Annotated in this window: 22 protein-coding genes; 8 read left to right on the top strand and 14 right to left on the bottom strand. The window is 64.3% G+C overall.

What is annotated here, in order from left to right; genetic code table 11:
- Positions 1-68 precede the first annotated feature (68 nt).
- Positions 69-1,082, bottom strand: a complete 1,014-nt coding sequence (locus ACP15P_RS18325; RefSeq protein ID WP_424929925.1) for a sugar ABC transporter substrate-binding protein — start codon at positions 1,080-1,082, stop codon at positions 69-71.
- A 158-nt stretch (positions 1,083-1,240) separates the two neighbouring features.
- Here ACP15P_RS18325 and ACP15P_RS18320 point away from each other — a divergent pair, with 158 nt between their 5' ends.
- The 3 genes from ACP15P_RS18320 to ACP15P_RS18310 all read left to right on the top strand — a co-directional run bounded on the left by ACP15P_RS18320 (position 1,241) and on the right by ACP15P_RS18310 (position 5,575).
- Positions 1,241-2,452 (top strand): ROK family transcriptional regulator, encoded by a 1,212-nt coding sequence (locus ACP15P_RS18320; protein WP_424929924.1) that lies wholly within the window; start codon positions 1,241-1,243, stop codon positions 2,450-2,452.
- Positions 2,453-2,695: 243 nt separating this feature from the next.
- Complete coding sequence (locus ACP15P_RS18315; RefSeq protein WP_424929923.1) at positions 2,696-4,213, top strand: ABC-F family ATP-binding cassette domain-containing protein; 1,518 nt, start codon at positions 2,696-2,698, stop codon at positions 4,211-4,213.
- A 105-nt stretch (positions 4,214-4,318) separates the two neighbouring features.
- Positions 4,319-5,575, top strand: a complete 1,257-nt coding sequence (locus ACP15P_RS18310; protein WP_424929922.1) for a M24 family metallopeptidase — start codon at positions 4,319-4,321, stop codon at positions 5,573-5,575.
- 113 nt (positions 5,576-5,688) lie between these two features.
- On the opposite strand, the gene ACP15P_RS18305 is transcribed toward ACP15P_RS18310, so the two are convergent.
- Positions 5,689-6,378, bottom strand: a complete 690-nt coding sequence (locus ACP15P_RS18305) for a hypothetical protein (protein WP_424929921.1) — start codon at positions 6,376-6,378, stop codon at positions 5,689-5,691.
- Between the two features lie 519 nt (positions 6,379-6,897).
- Between ACP15P_RS18305 and ACP15P_RS18300 the strand changes: the two genes are divergently transcribed.
- From ACP15P_RS18300 to ACP15P_RS18285, 4 genes are all read left to right on the top strand, one after another.
- Positions 6,898-8,205 carry an AAA family ATPase gene (locus ACP15P_RS18300; RefSeq protein ID WP_424929920.1) on the top strand — a complete coding sequence of 436 codons (1,308 nt, stop codon included), beginning with the start codon at positions 6,898-6,900 and terminating at the stop codon, positions 8,203-8,205.
- Positions 8,202-9,347, top strand: a complete 1,146-nt coding sequence (locus ACP15P_RS18295; protein WP_424929919.1) for a ParB/RepB/Spo0J family partition protein — start codon at positions 8,202-8,204, stop codon at positions 9,345-9,347. The genes ACP15P_RS18300 and ACP15P_RS18295 overlap by 4 nt, the downstream gene beginning before the upstream one ends.
- 133 nt (positions 9,348-9,480) lie before the next feature.
- Positions 9,481-10,329 carry a hypothetical protein gene (locus ACP15P_RS18290; RefSeq protein WP_424929918.1) on the top strand — a complete coding sequence of 283 codons (849 nt, stop codon included), beginning with the start codon at positions 9,481-9,483 and terminating at the stop codon, positions 10,327-10,329.
- Between the two features lie 13 nt (positions 10,330-10,342).
- A complete protein-coding gene (locus tag ACP15P_RS18285) occupies positions 10,343-10,693 on the top strand; it encodes a hypothetical protein (protein ID WP_424929917.1) in 351 nt (116 codons plus the stop codon).
- 11 nt (positions 10,694-10,704) lie between these two features.
- Here ACP15P_RS18285 and ACP15P_RS18280 read toward each other — a convergent pair whose 3' ends face one another.
- From ACP15P_RS18280 to ACP15P_RS18255, 6 genes are all read right to left on the bottom strand, one after another.
- The gene (locus ACP15P_RS18280) at positions 10,705-11,742 is read right to left on the bottom strand and encodes a sodium:calcium antiporter (protein WP_424929916.1); all 1,038 of its coding nucleotides are present in this window, start codon (positions 11,740-11,742) and stop codon (positions 10,705-10,707) included.
- 321 nt (positions 11,743-12,063) lie between these two features.
- Complete coding sequence (locus tag ACP15P_RS18275) at positions 12,064-12,654, bottom strand: SCO family protein (protein WP_424929915.1); 591 nt, start codon at positions 12,652-12,654, stop codon at positions 12,064-12,066.
- Between the two features lie 20 nt (positions 12,655-12,674).
- Positions 12,675-13,646, bottom strand: a complete 972-nt coding sequence (locus ACP15P_RS18270; protein WP_424929914.1) for a copper chaperone PCu(A)C domain-containing protein — start codon at positions 13,644-13,646, stop codon at positions 12,675-12,677.
- Positions 13,647-13,757: 111 nt separating this feature from the next.
- Entirely contained in the window at positions 13,758-14,114 is a 357-nt protein-coding gene (locus tag ACP15P_RS18265) for a hypothetical protein (protein ID WP_424929913.1), read from the bottom strand.
- Between the two features lie 130 nt (positions 14,115-14,244).
- Positions 14,245-16,638: an Ig-like domain-containing protein gene (locus tag ACP15P_RS18260; protein WP_424929911.1), complete on the bottom strand. Its 2,394-nt coding sequence runs from the start codon at positions 16,636-16,638 to the stop codon at positions 14,245-14,247.
- 499 nt (positions 16,639-17,137) lie between these two features.
- Complete coding sequence (locus ACP15P_RS18255) at positions 17,138-17,737, bottom strand: glycosyltransferase family 4 protein (RefSeq protein ID WP_424929910.1); 600 nt, start codon at positions 17,735-17,737, stop codon at positions 17,138-17,140.
- Positions 17,738-17,854: 117 nt separating this feature from the next.
- Here ACP15P_RS18255 and ACP15P_RS18250 point away from each other — a divergent pair, with 117 nt between their 5' ends.
- On the top strand, positions 17,855-18,385 hold the full coding sequence (locus ACP15P_RS18250) for a hypothetical protein (protein ID WP_424929909.1): 531 nt from the start codon (positions 17,855-17,857) through the stop codon (positions 18,383-18,385).
- Here the strand turns inward: ACP15P_RS18250 and ACP15P_RS18245 are convergent.
- The 6 genes from ACP15P_RS18245 to ACP15P_RS18220 form a co-directional block, all read right to left on the bottom strand.
- Positions 18,337-19,665 carry a hypothetical protein gene (locus tag ACP15P_RS18245; protein WP_424929908.1) on the bottom strand — a complete coding sequence of 443 codons (1,329 nt, stop codon included), beginning with the start codon at positions 19,663-19,665 and terminating at the stop codon, positions 18,337-18,339. The two genes, ACP15P_RS18250 and ACP15P_RS18245, sit on opposite strands and share 49 nt — an antisense overlap.
- A 33-nt stretch (positions 19,666-19,698) precedes the next feature.
- Positions 19,699-20,199 (bottom strand): acyltransferase, encoded by a 501-nt coding sequence (locus ACP15P_RS18240; protein WP_424929907.1) that lies wholly within the window; start codon positions 20,197-20,199, stop codon positions 19,699-19,701.
- Positions 20,196-21,419 carry an MATE family efflux transporter gene (locus ACP15P_RS18235; protein ID WP_424929906.1) on the bottom strand — a complete coding sequence of 408 codons (1,224 nt, stop codon included), beginning with the start codon at positions 21,417-21,419 and terminating at the stop codon, positions 20,196-20,198. Before ACP15P_RS18235 ends, ACP15P_RS18240 begins: the two co-directional genes overlap by 4 nt.
- 53 nt (positions 21,420-21,472) lie before the next feature.
- Complete coding sequence (locus tag ACP15P_RS18230) at positions 21,473-23,728, bottom strand: hypothetical protein (protein WP_424929905.1); 2,256 nt, start codon at positions 23,726-23,728, stop codon at positions 21,473-21,475.
- Entirely contained in the window at positions 23,725-23,883 is a 159-nt protein-coding gene (locus ACP15P_RS18225) for a hypothetical protein (RefSeq protein WP_424929904.1), read from the bottom strand. The genes ACP15P_RS18230 and ACP15P_RS18225 overlap by 4 nt, the downstream gene beginning before the upstream one ends.
- 276 nt (positions 23,884-24,159) lie before the next feature.
- Positions 24,160-25,083, bottom strand: a complete 924-nt coding sequence (locus tag ACP15P_RS18220; RefSeq protein ID WP_424928833.1) for an IS110 family RNA-guided transposase — start codon at positions 25,081-25,083, stop codon at positions 24,160-24,162.
- Between the last annotated feature and the right edge of the window lie 163 nt (positions 25,084-25,246).

The raw sequence follows: 25,246 nt of genomic DNA, 5'->3' as shown, positions 1-25,246 counted from the left end.
GGGAAGCGGGGAAGGCGGACATGGCTGCCCTCCCCTTTCAGGTCCGTTGTGCGGATGGTGCCAGGGCATCAGCCCCAGCAGAGATCCATGCCTTCCTCAACGGAAATGCTCTCCACACCGTCAACCGGTTCATCGGTGACAAGCGCCACGCCGGTGTCGAAGAAATCCTTGCCCGGTGTCGGCTCGGGTTTGGTTCCATCGGTAGCCCAGGCGTGAATGGCCTCAACACCCAGCGACGCCATCAGAAGCGGATACTGCTGCGAGGTTGCGCCGATCACGCCGTCCGCGACGTTCTGCACACCCGGGCAGCCGCCATCGACGGAGACGATCAGCACGTCGTTTTCACGACCAATGGATTTCAGCGCCTCATAGGCACCGGCTGCGGCCGGCTCATTGATGGTGTAGACCACGTTGATCATGGGATCAGCGGCGAGCAGGTTTTCCATGGCCTTGCGGCCGCCCTCCTCGTTACCGGCGGTCACATCGTTACCAACGATGCGCGGGTCTTCCTCGTCGCCCCATTTGTTGGGATCACCGAGTTCAATGCCGAAGCCCTGGAGGAAGCCCTGGTCGCGCAGAACACCCACGGTCGGCTGCGACACGGCAAGGTCGAGCATGGCGATTTTGGCATCCGCCGCCGCATCACCCAGCTTGGCCGCGGCCCACTGACCGATCAGTTCACCGGCGAGGAAGTTGTCGGTGGCGAAGGTGGCGTCCGCGGAATCGGCCGGACTGAGCGGCGTGTCGAGTGCGATCACAACCAGACCGGCATCGCGGGCCTGCTGTACCGAGGAGACAATGGAGGACGTGTCGGACGCGGTCAGAAGGATACCGCTGGCACCATCGGCGATGCAGGTCTCGATGGCCGCAACCTGGGTTTCGTGGTCGCCGTCAACCTTACCGGCGAAGGATTTCAGCTCGACGCCAAGCTCGGCCGCCTTGGCCTCCGCGCCCTCGCGCATTTTCACAAAGAACGGGTTGGTGTCGGTCTTGGTGATGAGGCAGGCGGAGATGTCCTGTGCAAACGCGGACCCGGACATGGTTGCAAGTGCCAGCGCGGTGCCGGCCATCAGTTTCTTCATGTGTTCCTCCCACGGAATCTATGATCTATTTACTGTAGCCGACTCTCAGGAACCGGTCAGTAAGCTTATTAACAACGATTCTCAGGCCTGTGTCAATTAATAAGTAAACCTGACTGATTAATTATTGCCGACTACCGTTCCGGTGGGAGATAACGCCAGTGAGCACCGAAAGAAAACAAAACAAGGTCAGCCCGCTCCGGTCCGGTCTCAACCAGAAGGAGCTGCGCTACCTCAATGAACGCCTGCTGCTGTCGATGATCCAGCGGTATGGCGGCATGCCGCGCAGTGAGCTGGCCCGCATTTCCGGCCTCTCAACCCAAACCGCCTCCGTGATCATCCGCAAGCTGGAGACCGACGGCATTCTGATCCCCGGCTCCCCGGTGAAGGGCCGCGTGGGCAAACCTTCCACCCCCATGGCACTGGCCCCGGACGGCGTGTTTTCCATCGGGCTCAAGATCGGCCGCCGCAATTCCGAGGTGGTCCTGCTCGATTTCGTTGGCACCATCCGCGACCGGCGCATCATACGCTACCGCTACCCCGAACCCGGCGCGATCCTGGAATTCCTCGACACCGCCATGACTGAGGTCACCGCCTCCCTGACCGCGGACCAGCGGCGCCGCGTGGCGGGCATCGGCATCGCCGCGCCTCATGACCTCTGGCAGTGGTACGAGAAAATGGGCGCCCCCGCCGCCCGGATCGAGGCCTGGCGCAACACGGATTTCCCCGCGGAAGTCGCCCGTTTCTCCGACCTGCCGGTGAGCATCGTCAACGACGCCACCGCCGCCTGCCGCGCCGAACACATCTATGGCCGCGGCCGGGAATACCGCGACTACGCCTATTTCCATGTGGGCACCTTCATCGGCGGCGGCATCGTCCTCAACCACGCGGTCCACGAGGGCAACCAGGGCAATGCCGGCGCCTTCGGCTCGCTGCGCACCCTCGACCGCGAGGGCCGGCCCGCCACCCTGATCGACACCGCCTCCATCCTCCTCCTGGAACAGCGCCTCGCGGCCGCGGGTCTCGACGCCGAACGGCTTTGCGCGGAACACGGCGACTGGTCGGGCATGGGCGAACATCTCGACCCCTGGATCGACCAGTTGGGGGGCGAGCTGGCCAGCGCCTCCCTCTCGATCTGCTCCGTGGTGGATTTCGAGGCGGTGTTCATCGACGGCTCGTTCCCCGCGTCGGTCCGCGCGCGCATCGTCGCCGCCGTCCGCCACCACATTGAAAACCGCGACCGCCGCGGCCTGATCCTGCCCGCCATCCGCGAGGGCACCATCGGCGTCGACGCCAAGGCCATGGGCGCCGCGACCGGCCCGATCTTCGACGGCTATTTCCTCAACCCCAACGCCCGCGCCACCGTGGTCTGAGCGGGGGCCCATGCGGTTTTGCTTGACTGAAAGCCCCCGCCCGGTCTATTGGCCCTCCCAGGAAAGGAGGACCACATGCATCGGAAAAGATACCATGACCGAACCCGTGGTCCCGTTTGTGCCCTGCAGACACGTTTGCAGGGCTGATCCTGGAATACAGTACATTTAGGCACTGATCCCTGATCCGCCCGGATTTTCCGCGCCCGTGACCCGTCACGGCGCATGACCATTCAGGATCGGATCATGTCCCTTATCAATGTCAAAGACCTCGGCGTAACCCTTGGCACCCCGCTCTTCTCCGGGCTCAGTTTCACCCTCAACCGTGGCGACCGCATGGGCCTCGTGGCCACTAACGGCGCGGGCAAGTCAACCCTGCTGCGCTGCCTCGCCGGAGACCTCGAACCCTCAGCCGGTGAGATCACCACATCCCGCGGCCTGACCCTGGGCCATGTGGAGCAGCACGCGCCGGAGCATGTACGCGCCCTGCCCATTTATGACGCCGTACTTGATGCGCTCTCCGCGGACGCGGCCGAAAATGAGAGCTGGCGGGTGGATATCGTGCTCGACGATCTCGAGGTACCCGCCGACCTGCGCCACCGGCCGCTCCATGACCTGAGCGGCGGCTGGCAGAGGGTGGCCCTGCTCGCGCGGGTCTGGGTGACGGAGCCGGATGTGCTGCTGCTCGATGAGCCGACCAACCATCTCGACCTGGGCCGTATCGGATTTCTTCAGGAATGGCTGCGCACCGCCGCGCGGTCCGTGCCGGTGCTGGTGGCAAGCCATGACCGGGCGTTTCTCGATGCGGTCACCAACCGCACGCTGTTCCTGCGCCAGACCGGCTCGGTGCTGTTCCCACTGCCGTTTACTCCGGCCCGCGCCGCCCTGTCCGAACGGGACGCGGCCGAGGCACGACGGTTTGAGAACGACATGAAGCAGGCCGAGCAACTGCGCCGCCAGGCCGCAAAGCTGAAAAACATCGGCGTCAATTCCGGCTCGGACCTGCTGATCACCAAGACCAAACAGCTCCGCGAACGCGCCGACCGGCTGGAGGAGGCCGCAAGGCCCGCCCATACCGAACGCTCCGCCGGGTCGATCCGGCTTGCCAACACCGCGTCGCACGCGAAGGCGCTGGTGACCATCGACGGCGTGGACGTGACCACTGCCGACGGGCGGCGGCTGTTTTCGACGGCCAGGCTCTGGATCAACCGGGGCGACCGCATCGTGGTTATGGGTTCCAACGGCACGGGCAAGTCGCACCTGATCTCGATGGTCCACCGCTCGCTCAGCGCCGACGTGCCGGGCATTCGCGCCAACCCCTCGATTGTGGTGGGCCATGCGGACCAGGGCATGACCCATCTCGACGACGCGGCCTCACCGCTGGAGGCGATCACGTCGCGGTTCGATGTGGGCGACAAACGGGCGCGGTCGCTGCTGGTGGGTGCGGGGTTTGAAATCGGGGTGCAGGACGCGAAAATGTCGGCCCTTTCGGGCGGGCAGAAGTCGCGCCTTGCCATGCTGGTCCTGCGCCTGACCTCGCCGGGGCTGTACCTGCTTGATGAGCCGACCAACCACCTGGACATTGACGGCCAGGAGGCGCTGGAGGCGGAACTGGACGACCCGGACGCCACCGCGCTGTTCGTCTCCCATGACCGCAGTTTCGTGCGCGGGGTCGCCAACCGCTTCTGGTGGATCTTCGACGGGAAACTTGAGGAGGTCGACGACCCGGAGGATTTCTTCGAGCTGTCACTGGCCGGCGGATGACCCACCTTTCGCCTGCCGCAAAGCCGCCGGGGATGCCGCTTTTGGACATGTCCCGGCGGCGTCCGACCGGCTATCCAGGGCCTGGACACATCGGATGGGGGAAACATGGCGGAACTCGACTGGCACGCGGAACGCACGGATCTGGCAGCCCTCGCGCTGCTCGACCGCGCGCCGGAGGATGAGGGGATCGACCTCGTCACCGTCCGCGCCCACCGTCTGGGCCGCGTGCGGACGGAAATGGCCCGGCGCGACATCGCCGCCGTTACCCTGTCCGACCCGGTCAACATCCGCTACGCCACCGGTGCCCGCAACATGCAGGTCTTCAGCCAGCGCAACACGCCGTCCCGCTATCTGCTTCTGACCGCCGACCGCTCGATCCTGTTCGAGTTCACCGGCTGCGCCCATCTGGCCGATGCTCTGGAGACCATCGACGAGGTGCGCCAGGCCAAAACCGCCAGCTTCGTTGCCGCCGGTCCCGACATTGCCGCGCGCGAAAAGGCCTGGGCCGCGGAGACCGCCGATCTGATCCACGGGCTGGTCGGGCGTGGTGCAACGGTGGGGCTGGAGCGTCTGAACGCCGGGTCGGCCATTGCCCTTTCCGGTCAGGACCTGCGTATCGTCGATGCCCAGGAACCGGTCGAAATGGCCCGCGCCATCAAATCCACCGAGGAGATGAAATGCGTCAACGCCTCGCTGCGGGCCACCGAGATTGCCGTCGCGAAACTTCGTGCCGCAATCCGGCCCGGCATCACCGAGGCGCAGCTCTGGTCGGTGCTCCACCAGTCCGTGATCGCGCAAAACGGTGACTATGTCGAAACCCGCCTGCTCAATGCCGGTGAGCGGACCAACCCCTGGTTCCAGGAAACCTCCGACAATATTATAGGCCCCAACGAGCTGATCGCGCTCGATACGGATGTGGTGGGCTGTCACGGTTACTATTCCGACTTTTCGCGGACCTTCCATTCCGGCCCCGACCGGCCCACGGATGTGCAGCGGGAACTCTACAAGGTCGCTTATGAGCAGGTTCACCACAATATGGGTATCCTGCGCCCCGGCATGACGTTCCGCGACTACGCCGACGCCGCCTGGGACATACCGGACAAGTATTACGCCAACCGCTATTACCTCTCGGCCCATGGCTGCGGCATGACCGGGGAATACCCCTATCTCTACCATCACGGCGACTTCCCCGATGCGGGCTATGACGGCGTGATCGAGCCTGGCATGACCCTCTGCGTGGAGAGTTTCATTGGCGCGGAGGATGGTGGCGAGGGCGTCAAACTGGAACAGCAGGTCCTGATGACCGACACCGGCATGGAGGTGCTGTCCCGGTTTCCGTTCGAGGAGGAACTGCTGCGCTGAAGATGGTTCGGGACCATACTTCGACGCCATAAAACCGCCTCACGGCGCTTTTATGGATTTTTGCGACTTTAACCGCCGCCCCATGACCAGGGCTGTCGCGTCCAATAACCCGCCTATTTCCCCGTCACCCGCACCCCGGTAACCGTCGGATCAAAACTCCGCAGCACGGCGGTCAGCCGCTCCGCGTAATGGTTCGTGACATAGGTCGCGTGGAACTGCGATGGCGCCTGCAGGCACTGCACATCGCCGGTTCGGCCCATGTCGTCAAGCCCGGCGAACCAGGCCGACCAGGTCGCGGGGTCACTCGCATGGAGCCGGCACCGCACGTGACCCCACAGGCTGCCATCCGGTTCGGGCGCACCGCCCGTTGGCTGGCGCTGGAACGGCACGACGCTGGACGGCTCCGGTGCGGGCTCGTCCGGTGACATGCGGGCCACGAAGTCCGGGCCGATGCTGTGCCAGCTTTCCTGGGTGTCCATGACGATCCGCCCGAGGTCAAGTTCGTGGACCGTCACCCGGCCCCGCGCCCCTGCCCTTTTGACCCGCAGCCAGCCGATCTCGCGGAAGCGGGTCATCTCCCGTTTCACCGTGCGCTGGTCCACCGACCACAGGCGGGCGATCTCCGCCTGGCCCATGGACAGTTCGTTCCTCTGCCAGTTGTATCGGGTGGTGATCAGGGAGATGAGTCGCAGGATCTGGCGCTGTCTGTGTTTGTCACGGGACAGGGCATGGGCCGAGAGGGCCGAGAGTATGTCATATTTCCGGGCGGCCGCGTTCGGACCGACCGCTTTTGGGACAAGCAACCTCGTTGCTCCTTACTGCCGGGACACATGCGCCCCTTAACCTCGATCACCGGGAACATTTGCGTCCCCGTAATTTTTGTCTGGTGGTCGCTTTGCCAACGCTCTTCCAGAAGTTGAGGCCATTAGCGTCCTCAACCACGATTCTGTCAAGCATCTTGTTGGCCGGGGTGCCGTTCGCCAGGTGATCGTGTCCCAATCAGGGAAAGAAAACTGGTAATATTGGTAATGGGGGACGTTCTGTATGTCACCCCAAATTTGACTTTTGTCACCCTATCGGTGGTGGGGCCCTTCAAACTGTCCCCCTATATATCCGCCCCTCCCCTGGGGCTGGCGGAGGGTTTGTCCGGCCTGTGTCCCCGAATCACCCGGGGTTCTGCCTCCGGATTTCTCCTGGTTTTTCATGGGGTTCGTTAAAACCGGAAAACCTGAGGTTTAGTGTAACTTGGGTTTTGCAATTGGTGCAAATTCCGCGTATTTTCCGGTTAACAGGTAATTTACGTCCAAATTGATGGAGCGCCCATGTACACCCATGAGGACCTGGCCGAACTTCAGGCCCAATCCCTCAAGATGCAGAGCTGGATCCGGCGGCAGACTTTCAGCCCGGAGCTGGAGAAGACGCTGCGCAGGTTCTCGAGCTGGGAGGTGTCGGAACTGATCTTCCAGATCAACCAGTCGACCTTCCGCGGGCGGCTGGCGGCGGACCCGAACCTTCCCGGCGGGGAAGTTGAGCCGGACGGGCGGCAGAGGTGGTTCAGTCTCGATGAGATCAATGACCTGCGTCGGCGGATGAAGATCAACCGCAAGACGCTGATGCCGCACCGGCCGGCGGGCAAGCGGGCGCTGCGTGCGGCGATTGCGAACTTCAAGGGGGGTGCGGGCAAGTCGACGGTGGCGCTGCACCTGGCGCATGCGGCGGCGCTGGACGGGTACCGGGTGCTGGTTGTGGATTTCGACCCGCAGGCCACGCTGAGCCATTCGATGGGCCTGACGGATGTGGCGGAGGACCATACGGTCTGGGGGATCATGGCGCGGGACCTGGTGCGGGAGACCGACAGGATGAACGCGGAGGTCGAGGGGGCGGAAAGCGGCACCACCCTGCCCCGGCGGCGTATTCCGGCGTCGATCCGGGATATGGGTCTCGACGTGTTGCGGGTCAGTGACTTCATCAAGACCACGGCCTGGTCGACGATCGATATTGTGCCGTCCTGTGCCAATGCGGCCTTCGTTGAGTTTGCCTCGGCGCAGTACCGGCATCTGAACCCGGAATGGTCGTTTTTCGGTGCGGTGTCGCGGTACCTGGATGCTCTGCCGGATGATGCCTATGACCTGATCATTTTCGACTGCCCGCCGGCGATTGGCTACCAGTCGATGAATGCGGTGTTTGCTGCGGACATGCTCTATATCCCGTCCGGGCCTGGATACTGGGAGTATGACTCGACGACCTCGTTCATTGGTCAGCTGTCGGAGGCGCTGGAGGATCTGAGTCACGGGTTTGACGAAAACTTCCCCGCGGGGAAGATTGGGCTGCCGAAGGCGTTTTGTGATATCAAGTTTCTGATGACGCGGTATGAGCCTGGTAATGAGCTGCACCGGGCCATGTTCGAGGCGTTCAAGAAGGTGTTCGGTGATCGGGTCGCGGAACACCCGATTGAGATGACCCGCGCGGTGGAGCAGTCGGGACGGTTTTTGAGTTCGGTCTATGAGATCGATTACCGTGACATGACGCGGGAAACCTGGCGGCGGGCAAGGGCGACGTTTGACCGGGCCTATGTGGAATTCAAGGGCTCGGTGGCGGAGGCCTGGGAAAAGATTGAGGTGACGAAATGAGCCGGAAACGCCGCATATTCGATATCGACATGCCGGAGGAGGGTTCCCCGGAAACCTTCCCCGCGGGGAAGAAAGAGGATGCGGGGAAGCCGGTGGAGGAGCCGAAACCTGCGAAAGAGGCCAGGCCCGCACGACGGGGGCCAATGGCGACGGCGATCAGTGAGACGGCCCAGAGCGTGCGTGAGCGGCAGGAGGCCGCGGCCAAAATCCGGGAGGAAAATGACAGCCTGGCGCGGGAGCATGTGCGGCTGAAAAAGCTGGGGCTCATCACCGACCTGGTGCCACTGGACAAAATCGCGACCCATAAACTGGTCCGGGACCGGGCCAAGGGGGATGATTTTGAACTGGCGGAACTGGTTGCGTCGATCCGGGCGATTGGGCTGTCGAACCCGATCCGGGTCGAAGCGCTGCCGGACGGGACATATGAGCTGATCCAGGGATACCGGCGGGTGTCGGCGTTTAAGGCGCTGCTCGATGAGACGGGGGACGCGGAAGCCTGGGGTAAAATTCCGGCGGGCATGGTGCCGCAGGGTGGGAACCTGGAAGGGCTCTACCGGCAGATGGTCGATGAGAACCTGGTGCGCAAGGACATCTCGTTTGCGGAGATGGCGCAACTGGCCCTGAACTACGCGGCGGACCCGCATACGGAGGAAAACGACCCGGACCGGGCGGTCGCGGTGCTGTTTCAGTCGGCGGGATACCAGAAGCGGAGCTATATCCGTCAGTTTATCAAGCTGGTCTCGGTGCTCGGAGAGGATCTGAACTACCCGGCCGAGATCCCGCGGGCCCTGGGGCTGAGCCTGGTGTCGCGAATGGAGGAGGTCGAGGGGGTGGCCACGGCGATCCGCCAGGAGCTGAAAGGCTGGGATAATCGCTCGATCAAGGACGAAATTGACGTGCTGAGACGGTACGCGGGCAGTGGTGCGCCCTCAGAGGCTCTCAGCAAGCCCGTGAAGGCCTCTACGCCTGGCGGACGGGCCAAGACCACCTTCCAGATTGACCGCCCTCAGGGGCGCGCTAAATGCGTCGCAGCGGCGGGGCGCCTGGAGGTGCGGATGGACCGGGACTTCACGGCGGTGGAGCGGCGCCGCCTGGAGCAGGCGGTGCGGGACCTGCTCGACAGCCTGGACCGGGGGCGGTGACCTTCCCCGCGGGGAAGGGCCGGGTCCATGGGGAAGGGGTCGCGGCGGTTTTGAGTAATATTCTTCATTAAAGCGCCGTTTGGCGACAAAATTTAAAATACGGAATTATCCGTAACTACGGGAGGAAAAGGAAATGAACGGAAAAGAATTGTTTTTCGGGGCCGGGCGCTGCGTATTCGGCAAAAATTTGCAACGAATTTTACTGGCCTCAACGGTCGCATTCCTGGCCACCACAATCAACGCAAAAGCGCAGACGGAACAGGACCGCCACCTGTGCGGTATCCTGTCACCCGCGATCCTCGGCGGCATTACCGGGTCGTGGAGCATCAGCCAGGGAGCCGGGGTGGCCGTGGCGGGGCCGGGGCTTGTGATCCCGTTGCCGCCACACCCGGCCCAGGCGATGGACCTGTCGCTCGATGGGGATTTGCACGCCGTTCGCATGGCGGGCGGGTCGCCGCGCCAGGAACTCCTGATGCTGCCGGTGGAGGGCACCGCCGCACGGATGGTGATGGAGACCATCAATGCGGAAGAGGCGGACGGGTTCATGGACACCGCGACCATGTGCGACACGGAGACGCTTCCCACACTGGTCGGGTCCACTGCCTACAGCTTCGCGGGACATGAGGAGAGGGAAACGGTAAATCAGGAAGCCATGTATTCGGTCGGCATAGCGACGGGAGACGGCTCGCACGCCACGTTCTGCGTCCCGCAGGCCGTTTTGGGCGAGGACGTCATGGGGGATACATCGGACAGCCTGTTTGGCACCAGAACCATGGGGGTCGAAGGAAAGTTCGCAGCAGCAATTGTCAAGGGAGGGACCTGTGAGGAGGCTGATGCACCGGAACCCGTAGATGGCAGTATGGTCATGACGGTGGTGCTGAAGTTTGAAACCGCCGAACGTGCCACCGGGTGGCTGAAGTTTAAGGGGAAGCAGGACGGGCACGCCTTCGCGGCCACGGCCCCCCTGACAATGACACGGTAAGGGGAGTGATATGATGAGCGTAGTGACTTGGATTGCGGGTGCCGGTGTTGCGGTGATGCTGTTGCCGGGGATGGCACTTGCGGATGGCGTGTCTGACATGTGTCGGGAGCGTGATGATGAGGCGGTGTGTGCCTGTGCCTCGGAGCGGCTGCTGGCTGAGGTTGGGGATGAGGATTACGGTCTCTATGAGGCGATTGGCGCGACGTACATGACGCGCATGGCGGCAGGGGAGGGGCGGTCCGAGGCCTGGACCGCCGCCAGCCAGGAGGTTGCCGCGGCGCGTGGTATTGAGGGCAGCACGATTTCGCGGACCAATGATATTGGCCGGGCGCACCGGGATGCCATCAAGGCGTGCGGCGGTTAGGTCCGGAGCGGTTACAGGGCGAAGATCTGGATGGCGATGGCCCCGCCATAGATGATGAGCAGCAGGAGGCTGTCAAAGCCGATGCCGCCGGGTCCGTGGCGCTCGCGGACCACCAGGCCGCCGAGCAGGGTGGCGGTCATCAGGGCGGATGTGACGACCCAGAAATAGTCCTGCATGTTGGCCGCGTGGTAGAGTGACCCGTCACGGTAGGAGACGTCCGCCGCGGTGAGGAACAGGGTGTCGAAGGTGTTGCCGCCGATGATACCGCCAACCGCGAGTTGCAGCGCGCCGCGCCGGACGGCGGCAAGTGTCGTGACCAGCTCGGGCAGGGAGGTCGCCACGGCGGTCATGAGCGCGCCGACGAGTGAGGCCGAGAGGCCCACCTGGGTGATGATGGCCGAGCCCGTGCGGGCGATGACAAAGCCCGCGACGCCCATGATGGCCATGAGACCGGCGAATTCCGCGAAGAGGCGCAGGGTGGATTTTTGAGCGGTCTGCTCGTCCTCCTCATCCGGTGAGTCCGTGCGGGTCTCGTCGGTTTCGACCGGCTGCCACATGGGTTCCTCACGCACCGCGCGGCTGACGAAGAGGCTTGCGATATACACCGCCGGGATGAGGAAGGAGACCGGGTGGATCGCGAAAAGCGACATTTCCGGGGTGACGAGAGCCGCGAGCGGCAGCATCAGCAGGAAGATCAGGACGATCCCTTGGATGATGTTGGTGGCCTCGGCGGCCGCATGTTCAAGGTTGGCGCGGCGGAAAGCCACGTCCGCAAGGGCCAAAAACGCCGTTTGGGCCGCAATTCCGCCGATGGAATTGGAAAACGCGAGCGAGGCCTGGCCGTCGAGAGCCGAGGTGATCGATACCACGGTGCCTGAAAGCGAGGTGGCGGCGCCGAGGATGAGGCCACCCACGATGGCTTCGCCCAGGCCCGTGCGGTCGGCCAGGCGGTCGGCCAGGTCGGTCATGACGGTGCCGCACACGCCGATGACGAGGGCGGATGCAAGGAACAGCACCGCAATCCACGGGAGGGACAGTGCTTCGATCATCGGGACGGGTGGTGTTCAGGCCTGGTCATGCAGGCCAAACGCGGGAGTGGGGGATGGGTTCCCGGGCTGCGTGCGCGTTTGGTTTTTTCGGGGGGGGGGGCACGGAACAGAGGGGTGAAACCCCGCCGTGCCTGCGGCGGACCGGACCGGCGGGCCGCCGCACCTTTGAAGTTTGCTCTTAGTTCGGAGGGAAGGGGTACCCGACGCCATAAAATCGCGACGCACGGGTGTTTGGCGCGTCGGCCCCCGGTCCGCCGCAGGCACGGCTGCCGGATGGGGAGTTGGTTCTGCCCGGCTTTGGGGCCGGGCAGGGGGCCGCTGTCAGCTGCCGATCAGGCGTTTGAGTTTGGCGACGGCGCGGTCGGTGCCCTCGCCGTAGCCGATGGGTTCAAACATGGAGCCGTTCTCGTCGAAGAGCAGCACGGCGGCAGAATGGTCCATCGTGTAGCTGCCATTGTCGAGCGGCACGCGCTTGGCGTAGACGCGGAAGGCGCGGATGGCCTTGCTGATCTCCTCTTGGCTGCCGGTGACGCCGGTCACGCCGGGCACCCAGGAGACATAGTCGCCCAGGATTTCCTGCGTATCCCGCTCGGGGTCGACGGTGACGAAGAACACGTTGAGTTCCTCGCTGTCGGGGCCCAGTTCCTCCTGCCAGGTCAGGATGTCGCCCAGTGTGGTGGGACAGACATCGGGGCAGTGGGTGAAGCCGAAGAACACGGCCGAGGGCGCGCCCTCCAGTGAGGCTTCGGTGAAGGGCTCTCCGTCCGTGGTCACGAGCTGGTAGTCGCCATGGCCAAACGTGTCGGCGAGGTCACTGCGCATCTGTGGCGCAATGACCTGGAACCACACCACCACGAGGGCCGCGATGGCGCAGACGCCCCACAGGATGTTCCGGAGCAGTTTGAGGTTCATTGTATCCGTGTTCCTTCGGGTCAGTGGCTGTGGGAATGGCCCCCGCCATGGTGGTCGTGGCCGCCGTCAGCATTGATCGCGCCAATGGCGAGCGGAATGTCGACATCGCCCGCCTTCTCAAAGGTCAGGGTCACGTTGACGGTTTCGCCTTCCTCAAGCGGGGTGTTCAGGTCCATGAACATGATATGGAACCCGCCCGGTTTGAGTTCAACGGTCTCACCGGCGGGGATGGTCAGGCCGTTTTCCAGCTCACGCATTTTCATCACGTCACCATCCATCTTCATCTCGTGGATCTCGGTGATGCCGGAGACGGGGGAGGTGGCGGCGATGAGGGTGTCGTCCTCGGTCCCGGTGTTGGTGATGGTCATGAAGCCGCCACCGACCGGTGCGTTGGGCAAGGTGGCGCGGGAAAAGCCGCCGGTGACCTCGATCGGGCCGGCCATTGACGCGTCCGCATGGGCGTCATGGGCACCATGGTCGTGATCCATGTCGCCCTCGGCGGCCACAACGGTCAGATTGGGCGCGGGATTGGGCACGTCATGGCTCCCGGAGGTGTCGGTCCAGTCGGCGACGCCATTGGCGCATTCCTGAACCGTGGGGAAGAACATCACGGAGCCCGCATCGACATTGGGGCCGACGGCGCCGCGGAAGACAAACTCGTCGTAGAATTCGTCCGGCAGGTTGCCGTTGGACCAGATGATCTCGCGGACGCCTTCGGTCATTTCAGTGCCGTGATTATTGTAGGGCGTCTCATAGGCGCCGGTCACGACCTCAAGGTCCCAGCCGGGTTTGGGCATGGGTTTGGCGGCGTAAAAGCCCTCGGGCAGGGCGATGCGAACCGTGTGGCTGGCCTCGCCGTCGCAGCCATGGGGCACGCGCATGACCAGTTTGGAGGTCGTGCCGACAGTCGCGAGCTTCTGTTTGAGGGTGGAATGGGCGCTGGCGGAGCCTGCGAGAAGGATGCCGAAGACGGTCAGGGAGTGTTTGAGCATGGTATTTCCAGTGGTTTGCGCAGGCGGAACGGCCGCTTTTTGCGCGAATTGGGGGCGGGGATTGTCCTGTCGCCCGGAAAAAGTCGGAAAAATGGCGCGGATTGCGCCGGTTTAGCTCAAAACCGGTGGTGCGCGGGCCGCATCGGGGCGGAACTGGCGGGCAAATGGCCGAAACTGGTCGTGAAACAGCGACCAGGTGATGTCAAAGGCGACAATCTGCGCACCCTCGGGCGCCTTGACCTGCGGTGGATCGGCCAGAAGGCGGCAGAAGGGACAGTGATGGTCCCCGTCGCCGGGCAGATCGCCGCAGTAATCCGACGCGCCAATGCCCCAGGCCATCATTTCCTGGTAGGCGGGATCGGCGGTCGCGGCATCGGGGGCCATGTGTTTTGCGAACAGGACACCGGACACCGCAATAATCAAAACGGCGGCGAGCGCGGTAACCTGGGATCGCAGGACATGGTTCATGGCGCGCTTATCGGATTTTGGGGGAGGAAAGGGAAGGGGATTCGGACGCGGCAAACGGAAAACGCCGCCCCCGGGGAGGGGCGGCGCCGTGTTTTTGGTAACCTTCGGGCGCGGAGCGCGCCCGGTGGGTTTAGCTGAAGAGGAAGTCGCTGGCCGACAGATCGGCAGCCATGACGTCGTCGAGACGTACACCGGCATCGCCGTCGCCCCACATGATTTTGACGCCGTAGTCCTTGTCCTTCATGGTCAGGTCGCCCATGCTGACATCGTTGCCGATCTGGATTTTGTCCGAACCAACTTCGAAGTCGTGGATACGGTTCATGCCGTCGAGGTCGGACCCTTTGAACATGAAGGTGTCAGCGTCGTCGCCGCCCCACATCTTGTCGTTGTCCTTACCACCGATCAGGCTGTCCTCACCGGCACCGCCATAGAGCTTGTCGTTGCCGTTGTTGCCGTAGATCCGGTCATCGCCGAGGTTACCACGAACCTTGTCGTTGCCGTTGCCACCGCGCATGAGGTCGTCGCCGTCGCCGCCGTAGACCTTGTCGTCGCCGTTGCCGCCGCGCATGTCGTCGTTGCCCTCGTCACCGCGAACGGTGTCGTTGCCACCAGCGGCCGACATTTCGTCGTCGCCGGCGCCACCGTCCATGGAGTCAGCACCGGTGGCGCCTTCCATGATGTCGTTGGCTTCGGTTCCAACACCGTCGGTGATGGTTGCCGGGTCACCGATGCCGGTGATGGTAACCGTCGCGGTGCTGACAAGACCGTCGCCGTCGATAACCTGGTAGACAAAGCTGTCCTCACCGGTTTCGCCCTCATCCGGGGTGTAGGTCAGGACGCCGTTGCCATCGTCGGTAACGGTGCCTTTTTCGCCCTGGGTGTAGACCTGAACCTCGAGGTCATCCTCGTTGTCGGCGTCGGTATCGTTGGCGAGAACCTCGATGTCGACGGAGTCGAGACCAGCAACGGATGCCGTGTCATCAACACCAACCGGAGCGTATTCGGTTTCAACGTTGATGTCGGAGAGGTAAACCATGGCGGAGGAGGTGCCGCCATTGCCGTCCGAGATGGTGTACTCGAAGCTGTCTTCCTCAGCGTAGATCGGATCACCTTCCTCATCGGTGCCGGTCGCTTCGGAGGTGTAGACGAACTTGCTGTTGACGTCATCATAGACGAGGTTGCCGTACATCGGCTGGAAGCCGAAGGTTACGGACAGAACGTCGCTGTTGGCGTCGGTGTCATTTGCGAGCAGGTCGGCGAAGTCGATGTCGATACCTGCCGTGCCGTCGTCACCCTCAACAGAGATGTAGTCGTCAGCCGCTTCAGGAGCGGTTTCCGGTACGTCGCTGATGTTGGAAACAGCAACAGTTGCCGTCGCGGAACCACCGGAACCGTCAGTGATGGTGTAGGTGAATTCGTCCGAGCCGTACTCGCCGTCGTTGACGGTGTAGACCAGGTCGCCGTCCTCGTTCATGGAAACCGAGCCGATTTCACCCTGGCTGTAGCTCAGGATGGTGATCGTATCCTCGATGTCCGGGTCGGAGTCGTTGTCGAGAACGTCCACGGTACCGGTCAGGCCGTTTCCGAGGTCCAGCGTGTCGTCAGCTGCGGTCGGTGCAACGTTCGATACAGCACCGATGTCGGTGATGATGACGGTTGCGGTGTCCGTAGCGGTGCCGTCGGAGACGGTGTAGGTGACGACGTCGGAGCCGGTTTCACCTTCGTTCGCGGTGTAGATGATCGACAGGCCGTCTTCAGCGATTTCAACGGTGCCTTTGGAACCATCCGTTTTGGCGGTGATCGCCAGGTCGTCGTTGAGGTTTGCGTCCGTGTCGTTTGCCAGAACGTCCAGGGTTGCCGTGGATGCACCCTCGATGGAGATGGTGTCGTCTTCGCCTACCGGGTCGGCGTTTGCGATGTCGCCGCCGATCTGGTCGATGGTGAAGGTTGCGGTTTCGCTGGTGAGACCTTCGTCATCCTCGATGTTGAAGCTGAACGAGAAGTCCGTGTCCGTACCGGAGTCGCGGGACCAGTTCAGTTCGCGGTTTACTTCGTCATTGGTGAGCGTGAACCCGTCCGGCGCGGAGCCGATGATGTTGACGATCAGGTTCGTGTTGTCGTCGGAGTAGTTCTCGTCCGAAGCAACCGCGTCGATGATGTCTTCCCAGGCGATGGTGCCGCTGGTGTCGGTGTCACCGCCATCGTTGGCGTCAAAATAGTAGTCTTCGACAACCGGTGCGACGTTTTCGGAAAGGGTGTCGATGTTGGTGACATCAATAGTCTGAGGGTCAGCACCGTCGCCGTCCTCGATGTGGAAGCCGAACTCGTCGGAGCCGGACTCTTCCTCGTCTGGCGTGTAGGTGATGGTGATCTGTGTGGCACTGTCCTCAACATAGGTGACAACGCCTTTTGCGCCCTGGTCAGTGATCAGGAAGTTCGCGATCGGCCCGTTGTCCGAAGTGATGACGAGCGTTTTTGAGGCATCGCCTTCCATGTCAAGCGTAGTGCTAACTGTAATTGTCATTTAGACAGGCTCCTGTTCGGATAGTCAGGTGCCGAAAACAAGCCGGCACTCGGTTGCGGTATTGGTTACTCACGGGGGTGGTGTAGAACACCGATTGTTAATTTTGGGTGAAACGTCGCGAAGGTACTTTACCTTAAGTTGATCGTGGCTTTCGGGACCGTGGTTTTTGGGTCGCGGTTGGGAATTCGGCTTTGGATTGAGGGGGCGAAAGCCTGTGGGGGCGGGGTTTGGCGGTGGTGCCCGCGGATGCGCTTTGGGGCGTGGTTTGGCGGGTGGCGCGCAATATCCTGCGGTTTGAGGAAAATTTTCCACAATCTTTTGGAGCAATTCCCGGGGGTGGCCTGGGGGTCGCTGCCGAGGTGGAGGCTGGCGGTCTGGCGTGGGGGTGGCATGGGTGCTGGTGTGGGGATTTGGTGCGCCAGGTGGGGTGCCGGGGGCCGGGTGCTGGAAATTTTCGGTGGGAAAATTTTTTGCGCGGGTGGTGATTCGTGTGGGAGGATTAAGCCGTTGCGCGAATTTTTGGGGCAGCGGACTGCCAGGGGGGGCGGAGCGCGTGGGAGGAGCGGGAGGTCAGGATGCGGTCGAGATGGGCGGCTCCGGTCCCGGCGGTGAGGCACTGGGCCCAGGAGGCGAGGGCCGCGCGGGTGTCGGGGTGGGGTTTGCCGGCGGCGATCGCGGTTTCCATGGCAGTGGTGAGGGCGGCGGGGTCTCCGGCGGGGAAGATCCGGCCGTAACCGCTGGCCTGTGCCACGCCTGCGGAGCCGCAGCGGTCGGAGCAGATGACGGGCGTGCCGGAGATCAGGGCCTCGGAGACGACCGCGCCCCAGCCGTCGTGGCGGCTGGGCAGGATCAGGCGGTCGGCCTGGGCCATCGCGGCGCGGGTGGCTTCCATTGGGAGCTGGCCGGGGAGGTCGATGTTCAGGCCCTGGGCGCGTTTGCGGATTTCGTCGGCGAGGAGACCGGTGCCGATGAGGGTGAGTCGGGCCGCGTCGCGGGGCAGGCGGGAGAAGGCTTCGATGAGCAGGAGCGGGTCCTTGCGGGGGATGAGCTGGCCGGCGAAGAGGAAGTGGAATGGGTCGGTACGGTCACGTTCATTCACGGAGGGTGGCGTTGACCTCGGGGGGTGCGATAGCGCCTCCCATGGGGGAGGTCGGCGCTGCCCGGCGGTGCCGCCGGGCGGGCTGGTTGAAACCGGAGCAAGGAAATAGGCGAAGGGGTGAACGGTGGCCGGGTTGGCGCCGCGGGCGGTGAGCCAGGCGGGGGTGGTGTGGCCGGTGGCGAGCCAGCCCTCGACGCCCTGGCGCGTGGCCCGGCGTACCAGACGGCCGTAGAGGGCGCGTTTGAGGGGGCCGGTGCGGCCATAATCCTCGACGGTTTCCATGAAAACGTACCAGCGGGCGCGACGGCGGGCGAATTCGGCCTGGGCTTCGGCGACGGTGCCGTTTTTGCGCAGGCCCTCGCAGATATGGACGGCGTGGGGCGGGGCGCTGGCGGCGAGGCTGCGGGCGGCTTCGGGTGTGGGGGCGAACTCGAGCTTCGCGCCGCCGGTGGAGGGCGGGGTCCAGCCCTGGGCGGCGCGGCGGGCGGACATGGGGTGTTCCGCGACATAGCGCACGGCATTGCCACGGGCGGCCAGGGCGGCGGCGAGGCCGGCCATGTGGGGGGAGATGATGCGCTGCCAGAACCAGATTTCGTGGGTCATCGCGAAGTCCCCGCATTGACGCCGGTGGCGTGGGTCCATCCATAGAGCAGGAGGGGCAGAAGGCCGAACCCGCCGGGGGAGAACAGCACGGCTTCACCGAGGTTCAGGAGGAGCGCCATGACAGTGACGGAGAAGACAACGAGGCCGCCATCGGCCGATTTGCGGATCAGCAGGACGATCCAGCCAATGGCGAGCAGGACACCCATCAGGCCGGTTTCCTCGATGATGGCGAGATAGATGACGCCCTTTTCGACGGAGGAACTGACGGGCAGACCGAAGAACGGGTCGCGGATGACGATAAGGTCGCTGGGGTCGGAGGCAACACCGAAACCGATGCCGAAGGGGAAATGCAGGCGGATGTTGTGGAGCATCCGGTCGATCAGCGCGCCGCGGGAGCTGTCATAGGCTTCCAGCAGGTTGTCGGCGCTGGAGCGGCCGGATTTGGTGAGGAAATGTTCGGTGGCGTCGACGATGTTGGGCAGGAACACCACGGCGAGAGCCAGGGCCGCGACCACGGGCACCCAGGTTGTCCAGGCGGTGATGGCCGGGGCAAGGCGTTTGAGCGGGGTGCGGCGGTAGAAGGGCAGGACGCCGAGGCCGAGGGCCAGACCGAGCAGAAAGGCGAGACCGGCGGTGCGGGATTCGCTGAGCACGATGGCGGTCATGCAGAGCGGGCCGAGGAGCGCGTTGAGCCAGGGGCGTCCCTGGCCGGAGAGGTAGCGGGTCAGGGACCAGACGCCGAGGATGGCGACCATGGGGCCGAAATACTGCGGGTGTTTGAGAATGCCCTGAAAGCCGGTGCCATTGCGCAGGTAGCCCAAGGGCGAGGCGACGAGGGGCAGGCTGACGAGCAGGATGAGGGCGAGACCGGCCAAAATCTGGAGCGAGAGGCGGTCGGCGGCCTCCGGGGGGAGGTTGGACCAGCCGGAGAGGATGGCAAAGGTGACGAGGGTCCAGACGCCCGCCTTGAGCAGCGAGACCTCGGGCATGGTGCTGAACACCAGCGAGTGCATCACGAGGAACAGGCCCATCAGCAGCGTGGCCGCGGGCAGGGGTTTGAGCGCAAGGCCCGAGCGCAGAATGATCGAGGCGGAGGCGGGGAACAGGACCACGTAGCGCAGGGCGCTGGGAACCTCCGGCGCGAGGCCAGGGCTGAGCATGGCCTGAAGCCAGAGCAGGGCGAGGGCCTGGAGCGCCTGGCGGGTGCCGAGCAGGGAGAAGGCGGCGAGTGCCAAGTATGCCAGCGCGGCACCGGGGGTGGAGGACAGGCGCAGGACGGTCACGGTGACCGCGAAGGCGAGGGTGTAGCGCTCCATCCTGTCCATGGCTTGTCCGGGTCCGCCGCTCTCAGGGCCGCATCAGGCGAGGGAGCGGATGACGCGGGCCGGGCATCCGCCGATCAGGGATTTGGCGGGGAAGTCGCCTTTGACCATCGCGTTTGCGGCAACGATGCTGGCGTCTCCGATCGTGCTGCCGCCGAGTATGGTGGCGTTGGCCCCGATCCAGCAGCCGTCACCGATTTTGACGGGAAGCGAATAGCCTGGGCCTGCGGCTTTGCGGCCGGATGTGGCGATCTCGTGGTGGCCCGTGGCCATCAGGACGCGGGGGGCGATGTCGACCTCCTCGCCTATCGTCACATCCGATTTTCCGCCGACGATCAGGGTCTGGTGGCCGATCCAGCTTCCCTTTCCGATGGTCAGTTTGCCGCCGAGATAGACGCGGACCGAGGAGACCAGTTTGACCTCCGCTGCAATGTCGGCCCCGGCGCAGCGCAACAGGGCCCGCTTCACGCCGAAAAACCTGGTGGCGGGCAGGATGGCAAAGAGCGGCAGGATGGCGCTGTAGATCCAACTTTTCATAAATTGTTTCTTTGCACGTGAATCTGAACAAATCCCAAACCGGACAGCGCCGTTCCCGCGAGGCCGAAGCCGATGGCGGCGGCAATGTAGCCAAGCGGGCTTAGCACCCAGGTGGTGGCGCAGAGAATTGCGAGCCAGATCAGCGAAAACAGGAGCCAGCGTTTTTGCAGCCGTCGTGCGACGATCTCGTTGCCGATGATGTTGGCGACGGAAAAGGGCACGGCGGCGAGCAGGAACCCCGCGATCATCCAGGGGCTGCCCGCGAAGGCGGGGCCGTAGAGGCGGGTGAGCCAGGGCTCCGCGATGAGGCCGAGGCAGGCAAAGCTAAGGCTGGCCGCGAGGGCGGCGAGGATGCCGTGGTTGAGGATCCTGGGGGAGGCGGTGCCGCCCGTGGCGGCGGCGACCTGGCGGGAGAAGATGACTTTTGACAGGACCGATGGCAGGAAGAGGCCGAGCCCGTACCACTGCACGCCGATGGCATAGGCTGCGAACTGCGCCTCGCCGGTGGTGCGCAGGATGATCTGGCCCGCGAGCCAGGCCCCGGAGGCGGCGAGGACCGAGACGAGGGCCATGGGGCCGATCATGGAGAGCACGCGGTGCAGCGCGGGGAGGCTGCGGTGAAGCGGTGTGAAACGGGGCGGGCCGGTGCGGCGCAGGATCGTGAGGGTCTCGCCCGCGACCCGGACGCTGACCGCGGCGATGAAGGTCAGGATGGCGGTCTCAATCGAGCCGGTGAGGCGGGCGGTGACGGCCCCGGCGATGGTGATGGCGGCGGCGGCGAGGCTCGCGAGGAATGCGCCGCGAAAGGCCGCAAGCCCCGCGATGCCGCCCTGGGGGACGATACCCATGACGATGATCGCCACAGCGGACGCGTAATATAGTGTGGGGACGGTGGGGCCTTCGCCGCCGAGCCAGCGGGGGACGAGGAGAATCAGGAGGGCGGCGGCGAGCGCGGAGAGGGCGGAGATCTGCCAGAGGGTGGCGATGTCCCCGCGGCTTTGATTGTCGGTTTCCGTGGCGAAGGCCCGGGCGGCGGTGACGGAGATGCCAAGGGCCGCGCAGGTGGCGAGCATGTTCACGGTGAGGTGGAAATTGGCGTAGCCCGCGAAGTCCGAAACGCTGAGACCTCCGGCGAGGATGAGGCTCGCGAGCACAAGGCTGCCGCGGCCAAGGATCTGGGCGAGGACGGCGAAGACCAGGTTGCCAAAAAGCGCCTTCACAAGCGTCCTCCGGATGTGGACGCCGGGGAAGGCCCGGCGCCCTGGGGTGGGGTTTACTGCATCGAGATGATCAATGCCGCGATCTGGTCGTCGGACATGCCTTTAATGTTGGGGCAGTCCTGCGCCAGGGCCGTCAAATCATAGACGCCCGACTTATTGGTTAATTCAAATGCGTGGGATTCATCATTTGTGCGGCCCGCGCCGAAATACCAGCCGAAGCTGCCGTCGTGACCTGCCGTGGCGCGGTGGAAGAACACGCCGGAGCCGGTGGCGTCGAGGGTGTCGTATCCGAAGGTCTCGGTGCCCGATCCGGTGATGGTGCTGAGCGCCTCCATGTTGCGGTAGGGGGTGCCGTTCACGACATGGATGAGCGCGAAATACTGCCCGCCCTCCGTCAGGGGGATGTGGTATTTCAGGCGTTTGCCGCCGGAATTGCCGGAGGTGAAGTTCGAGACGTAGCGCTGGCGGCCGTCGACGATGCTGGCCTCGTAGGTTTCGCCGTTGGTTTCCGTGGTGCCCCAGCCGACGATGCCGAGACCGTCCGACATGCCGTCGCCGTTCGTGTCGAGGCCGATTGTCAGGCTGTTTGCCGCCTTGAATTTTTCAGATGCGAAGGCCAGTCCCTGGAGGGGGAGCAGGGCGTCATTCATGGGGTTCTTCCAACCGTCCTCCGGGTTCCGTCCAGCGGCAAAGACCACGCCCTGGCCGATGGCGCAGCTTGCGCCGGTGAACTTGCCGCGGGTGTTCACGAAGGAGGTGTGGTCGAGCAGTTCGGCCTCGGTCGCCACCCAGTCCACCGGGTGGGAACGGTCGATGTACGGCACCCATTTGGCGAGAGTTGCGGTCTGGGAGTTGGACGCGGTGCCGCCGGGTTTCATGATGATGGGGCGGATGCCATCGGCCTGGCAGAGGGCCACGAGCTTGTTGATGTTGGCGACCCAGAGATCGCGGGACTGGTCGAGGGAGAGGCCATCGGGCCAGGTCTCAACCTCGTTTCCATCGGGGTCGGTGAAGGTGCCGCCGACGCGGTTGCGGTCGTTGATGAAGAAATGGATCACGCAGGCCTGGTAGCCGCGGCCGCGGATCAGATCGTTGAACCAGGCGACGGCGTACTCAGTCGTCATGCCACCTTTGGCGTGGTTCTCGACCCGGCAGCCGGTGGCGGTGGCGAGGGTTTTGGCGAAGAGGCCGTCGAACTGGTCGAACCAGCTGTCGCCGAAGGTGGCGATTTTGGCGCCGCGCGGGAAGAGCTTGCCGACATGGGCGATCTGGCGGGCGGTGAGTTCCGCGACGGCGATGTGGTAGATGCCGCCATCGGTGTTGGTGATCTCGATGGTAACGGTGTCGGTGGCGTGGGTGAGGAAGGCGTGGCGTTTGAGGATGTGGTCGGTGGTGGTGCGGTAGATCTCGACGCCGTTGGCTTTGGCGACCACGGTGATGGCCACGTCCTTCAGTGCGATGCCGGGGCGGTAGGCGCCGGTCCAGAACTCGATGCAGGCGTCCTCGGCCTTGGTGCGCAGGGTGGCGATGGCGCCATGGCCGGCCGCGTGGGTGCCGATGGTCACGCCCATCCGGTTGAGGCCGGAGGTGCGGGCGGGCAGGCCGTCGGAGCTTTCGATCAGGTTGCGGGCGGAGGCGGATTTCAGACCGGACTGCACCGGGGGCGACGCGCTGTTGGAGACGCCATAGGCTTCAAGCGCGGGGTTTTTTGTCCAGACATCCTCGAAATAGATGCCGTTGCGCAGGCTCCAGACCCCGTCGAGCGTGCCGCCGAGACAGCATTCGGTAGCGGACTGCCGGGCCAGGTGCGCGGCATAGGCAATCGTGCCGTTGCGGGTGAGATGCTGGCTGTTGGCCTCGGCGTATTTGGCGGAGATCACACCGGTAAAGTCGGCAGTCAGCGGGTGGCGCAGGTCGATGCGGGTGGAGCCGTCATGGCCGAGCACGGTGTCGAAAAAGGCGGTGCCGTCGTCCGCCACCAGGGCGGCCTCCCAGGGGTCGGTGCCCAGGCCCGCCACTTTGGACGTCTGGGTTGATGTGACGAAACGCTCGCCGGCGGTGCCGGTGACCTGGATTTCCAGCTCCTCCACGAAGCCGCCGCCGGGGGCGGTGGCGGTGGAGAGGCCGGTGCGCAGGTTGGCGGGGGTGGTCTCGGTCAGACCGGTGGAGGCGGTCTCCACATAGGCGGCGTGGGTGGAGATGCTGCCCCGGTCCTGGGCGCCGAGATATGAGCCGATGGTGTCGGCCCAGGTTTTCTGCCTCGGGTCGGTCCAGGTCTCGAAGTCGCCTGTTCGGAAGTTGAGTGTCATTGGTCGAGCTCCACTGTTTCGCCGTCGATCAGCAACCGTTCACCGTCGATCCGGATTTCCGTGTCCGGGGTGGGCTCCGGCTCGGGCAGCTCCGTGTCCCGGATGCCCCTTCGGACCGTCAGCCCCACGTCCACACCTGTGTTTATTCCGAACATGCAAATGATCTCCCGCGACCGTGCCTGACGCCTGGCCGCACTAATGAACTGATTTCTCGATTGGGTTTTGCAGGGACCTGGGGCCCTGGCAGGGGCGGCGGTCACGGTTGCGGGCCGGAGCATACCCGTACGTGATTAACACTTTACCAATGAAATTGTTGGGGGGGGGTGGGGTGAAATGGCGCTGCTATGCCCCCGGCACGGAATCAAGGGGTGGAACCCCGCCGTGCCTGCGTCGGTCCGGCCCATTGGCAACTGTATCGTTTGAGCGTGGTGTCAGGTGGCGGGCTGCCAGGGTTTCTGGTCGCGCAGGACGGCGTTGGCGATGGTGAGCAGCTTTCGGGCGACGGCCACGGCGATCACCTTGCCCGGCTTTCCCTTCGCGCGCAGGCGTTCCACGAAAGCCGGGCAAAGCCTGCGGTGGCTCATGGCGCTGACCGCTGCCATGTAGAGCCCGCGCCGGATCTGTCGCCTGCCGTCGCCGGTGAACCGTTGTCCACGCCAGCGTCCACTTTCCCGCGCCCGTGGTGCGAGGCCTCCCAGTGAGGCGACCGTGTGGCGGTCGAGCGTGCCCAGCTCGGGCATGTGCGACAGGAGCGTGACGGAGGTCACCCGCGCGATGCCGGGCACGGTCTCGAGCAGGTCGAGCTGCCTCGCAAGACGCGGGTGTGCGGCGACGAAGGCGTCGATGGCGGCCTCGATTTTGCGAATGCGACGGGCGATCGCCCTGAGAGAGGCCGTGATGTCGGCGCGGATCGCGGCGGTGGAGGCTTTGGCAAGCCGGTTTCTTTCCTGCGTTTCCATGCGTTTGAGCTGGTCCCTGCGTCCGGAGAGCTCCGCCAGTTCCGCCCGTTCGGGCAGGAAAACCGGAGAGGGCCCAAACGCGCGTTCCGCCCCCATCCGCGCCAGCATGCGGGCGTCAACACGGTCGGTTTTTGGGAGGTTGAGCGAGCGGGCGAAGTGCCAGGCGTGCAGCGGGTTGACCCTGTGGAAGGGAATTCCCGCCCCCAGGGCGGAGCGCAGCAGAAGCCCGTCGCAGCCGCTCGTGGCCTCGAAGACCACCATGTCTCCGCGGTCGAGTTCCGACAGAAAGCGTTTCACCCCTGCCGGGGTGTTCGCACGGCGGATGTTGCCGCGGCGCGGGTCGAAAATGTCGAGCCAGTCCTTCGAAAGGTCGACGCCAACAAAGATCCGTGTCATCCTGGGTTCCTGTCCATGTCTTCGTGCTCATGCGGCACATGCAACTGTTCAGGCTGGTCAGACCAACCGGCGGCGGCCCAATCCCATGGCCGGGGTCAATCCCCCCAGGCCGACGCACGGGCTCGCCGCCGGTCCCAGGCATACCACATTCACGATAGACAGG

Origin of the sequence: Amaricoccus tamworthensis, assembly GCF_049800875.1 — a bacterium.
Classification (GTDB): domain Bacteria; phylum Pseudomonadota; class Alphaproteobacteria; order Rhodobacterales; family Rhodobacteraceae; genus Amaricoccus; species Amaricoccus tamworthensis.
This window is presented reverse-complemented; position numbering and strand designations above follow the sequence as displayed.

What these genes read in the sequence shown, in the direction of transcription:
- ACP15P_RS18325 (WP_424929925.1), bottom strand. Translation starts at nt 1,082, where the DNA reads ATGAAGAAACTGATGGCCGGCACCGCGCTGGCACTTGCAACCATGTCC.
- ACP15P_RS18315 (WP_424929923.1), top strand. Translation starts at nt 2,696, where the DNA reads ATGTCCCTTATCAATGTCAAAGACCTCGGCGTAACCCTTGGCACCCCG.
- ACP15P_RS18310 (WP_424929922.1), top strand. Translation starts at nt 4,319, where the DNA reads ATGGCGGAACTCGACTGGCACGCGGAACGCACGGATCTGGCAGCCCTC.
- ACP15P_RS18300 (WP_424929920.1), top strand. Translation starts at nt 6,898, where the DNA reads ATGTACACCCATGAGGACCTGGCCGAACTTCAGGCCCAATCCCTCAAG.
- ACP15P_RS18295 (WP_424929919.1), top strand. Translation starts at nt 8,202, where the DNA reads ATGAGCCGGAAACGCCGCATATTCGATATCGACATGCCGGAGGAGGGT.
- ACP15P_RS18290 (WP_424929918.1), top strand. Translation starts at nt 9,481, where the DNA reads ATGAACGGAAAAGAATTGTTTTTCGGGGCCGGGCGCTGCGTATTCGGC.
- ACP15P_RS18285 (WP_424929917.1), top strand. Translation starts at nt 10,343, where the DNA reads ATGAGCGTAGTGACTTGGATTGCGGGTGCCGGTGTTGCGGTGATGCTG.
- ACP15P_RS18280 (WP_424929916.1), bottom strand. Translation starts at nt 11,742, where the DNA reads ATGATCGAAGCACTGTCCCTCCCGTGGATTGCGGTGCTGTTCCTTGCA.
- ACP15P_RS18275 (WP_424929915.1), bottom strand. Translation starts at nt 12,654, where the DNA reads ATGAACCTCAAACTGCTCCGGAACATCCTGTGGGGCGTCTGCGCCATC.
- ACP15P_RS18270 (WP_424929914.1), bottom strand. Translation starts at nt 13,646, where the DNA reads ATGCTCAAACACTCCCTGACCGTCTTCGGCATCCTTCTCGCAGGCTCC.
- ACP15P_RS18265 (WP_424929913.1), bottom strand. Translation starts at nt 14,114, where the DNA reads ATGAACCATGTCCTGCGATCCCAGGTTACCGCGCTCGCCGCCGTTTTG.
- ACP15P_RS18260 (WP_424929911.1), bottom strand. Translation starts at nt 16,638, where the DNA reads ATGACAATTACAGTTAGCACTACGCTTGACATGGAAGGCGATGCCTCA.
- ACP15P_RS18245 (WP_424929908.1), bottom strand. Translation starts at nt 19,665, where the DNA reads ATGGACAGGATGGAGCGCTACACCCTCGCCTTCGCGGTCACCGTGACC.
- ACP15P_RS18240 (WP_424929907.1), bottom strand. Translation starts at nt 20,199, where the DNA reads ATGAAAAGTTGGATCTACAGCGCCATCCTGCCGCTCTTTGCCATCCTG.
- ACP15P_RS18230 (WP_424929905.1), bottom strand. Translation starts at nt 23,728, where the DNA reads ATGACACTCAACTTCCGAACAGGCGACTTCGAGACCTGGACCGACCCG.
- ACP15P_RS18225 (WP_424929904.1), bottom strand. Translation starts at nt 23,883, where the DNA reads ATGTTCGGAATAAACACAGGTGTGGACGTGGGGCTGACGGTCCGAAGG.
- ACP15P_RS18220 (WP_424928833.1), bottom strand. Translation starts at nt 25,083, where the DNA reads ATGACACGGATCTTTGTTGGCGTCGACCTTTCGAAGGACTGGCTCGAC.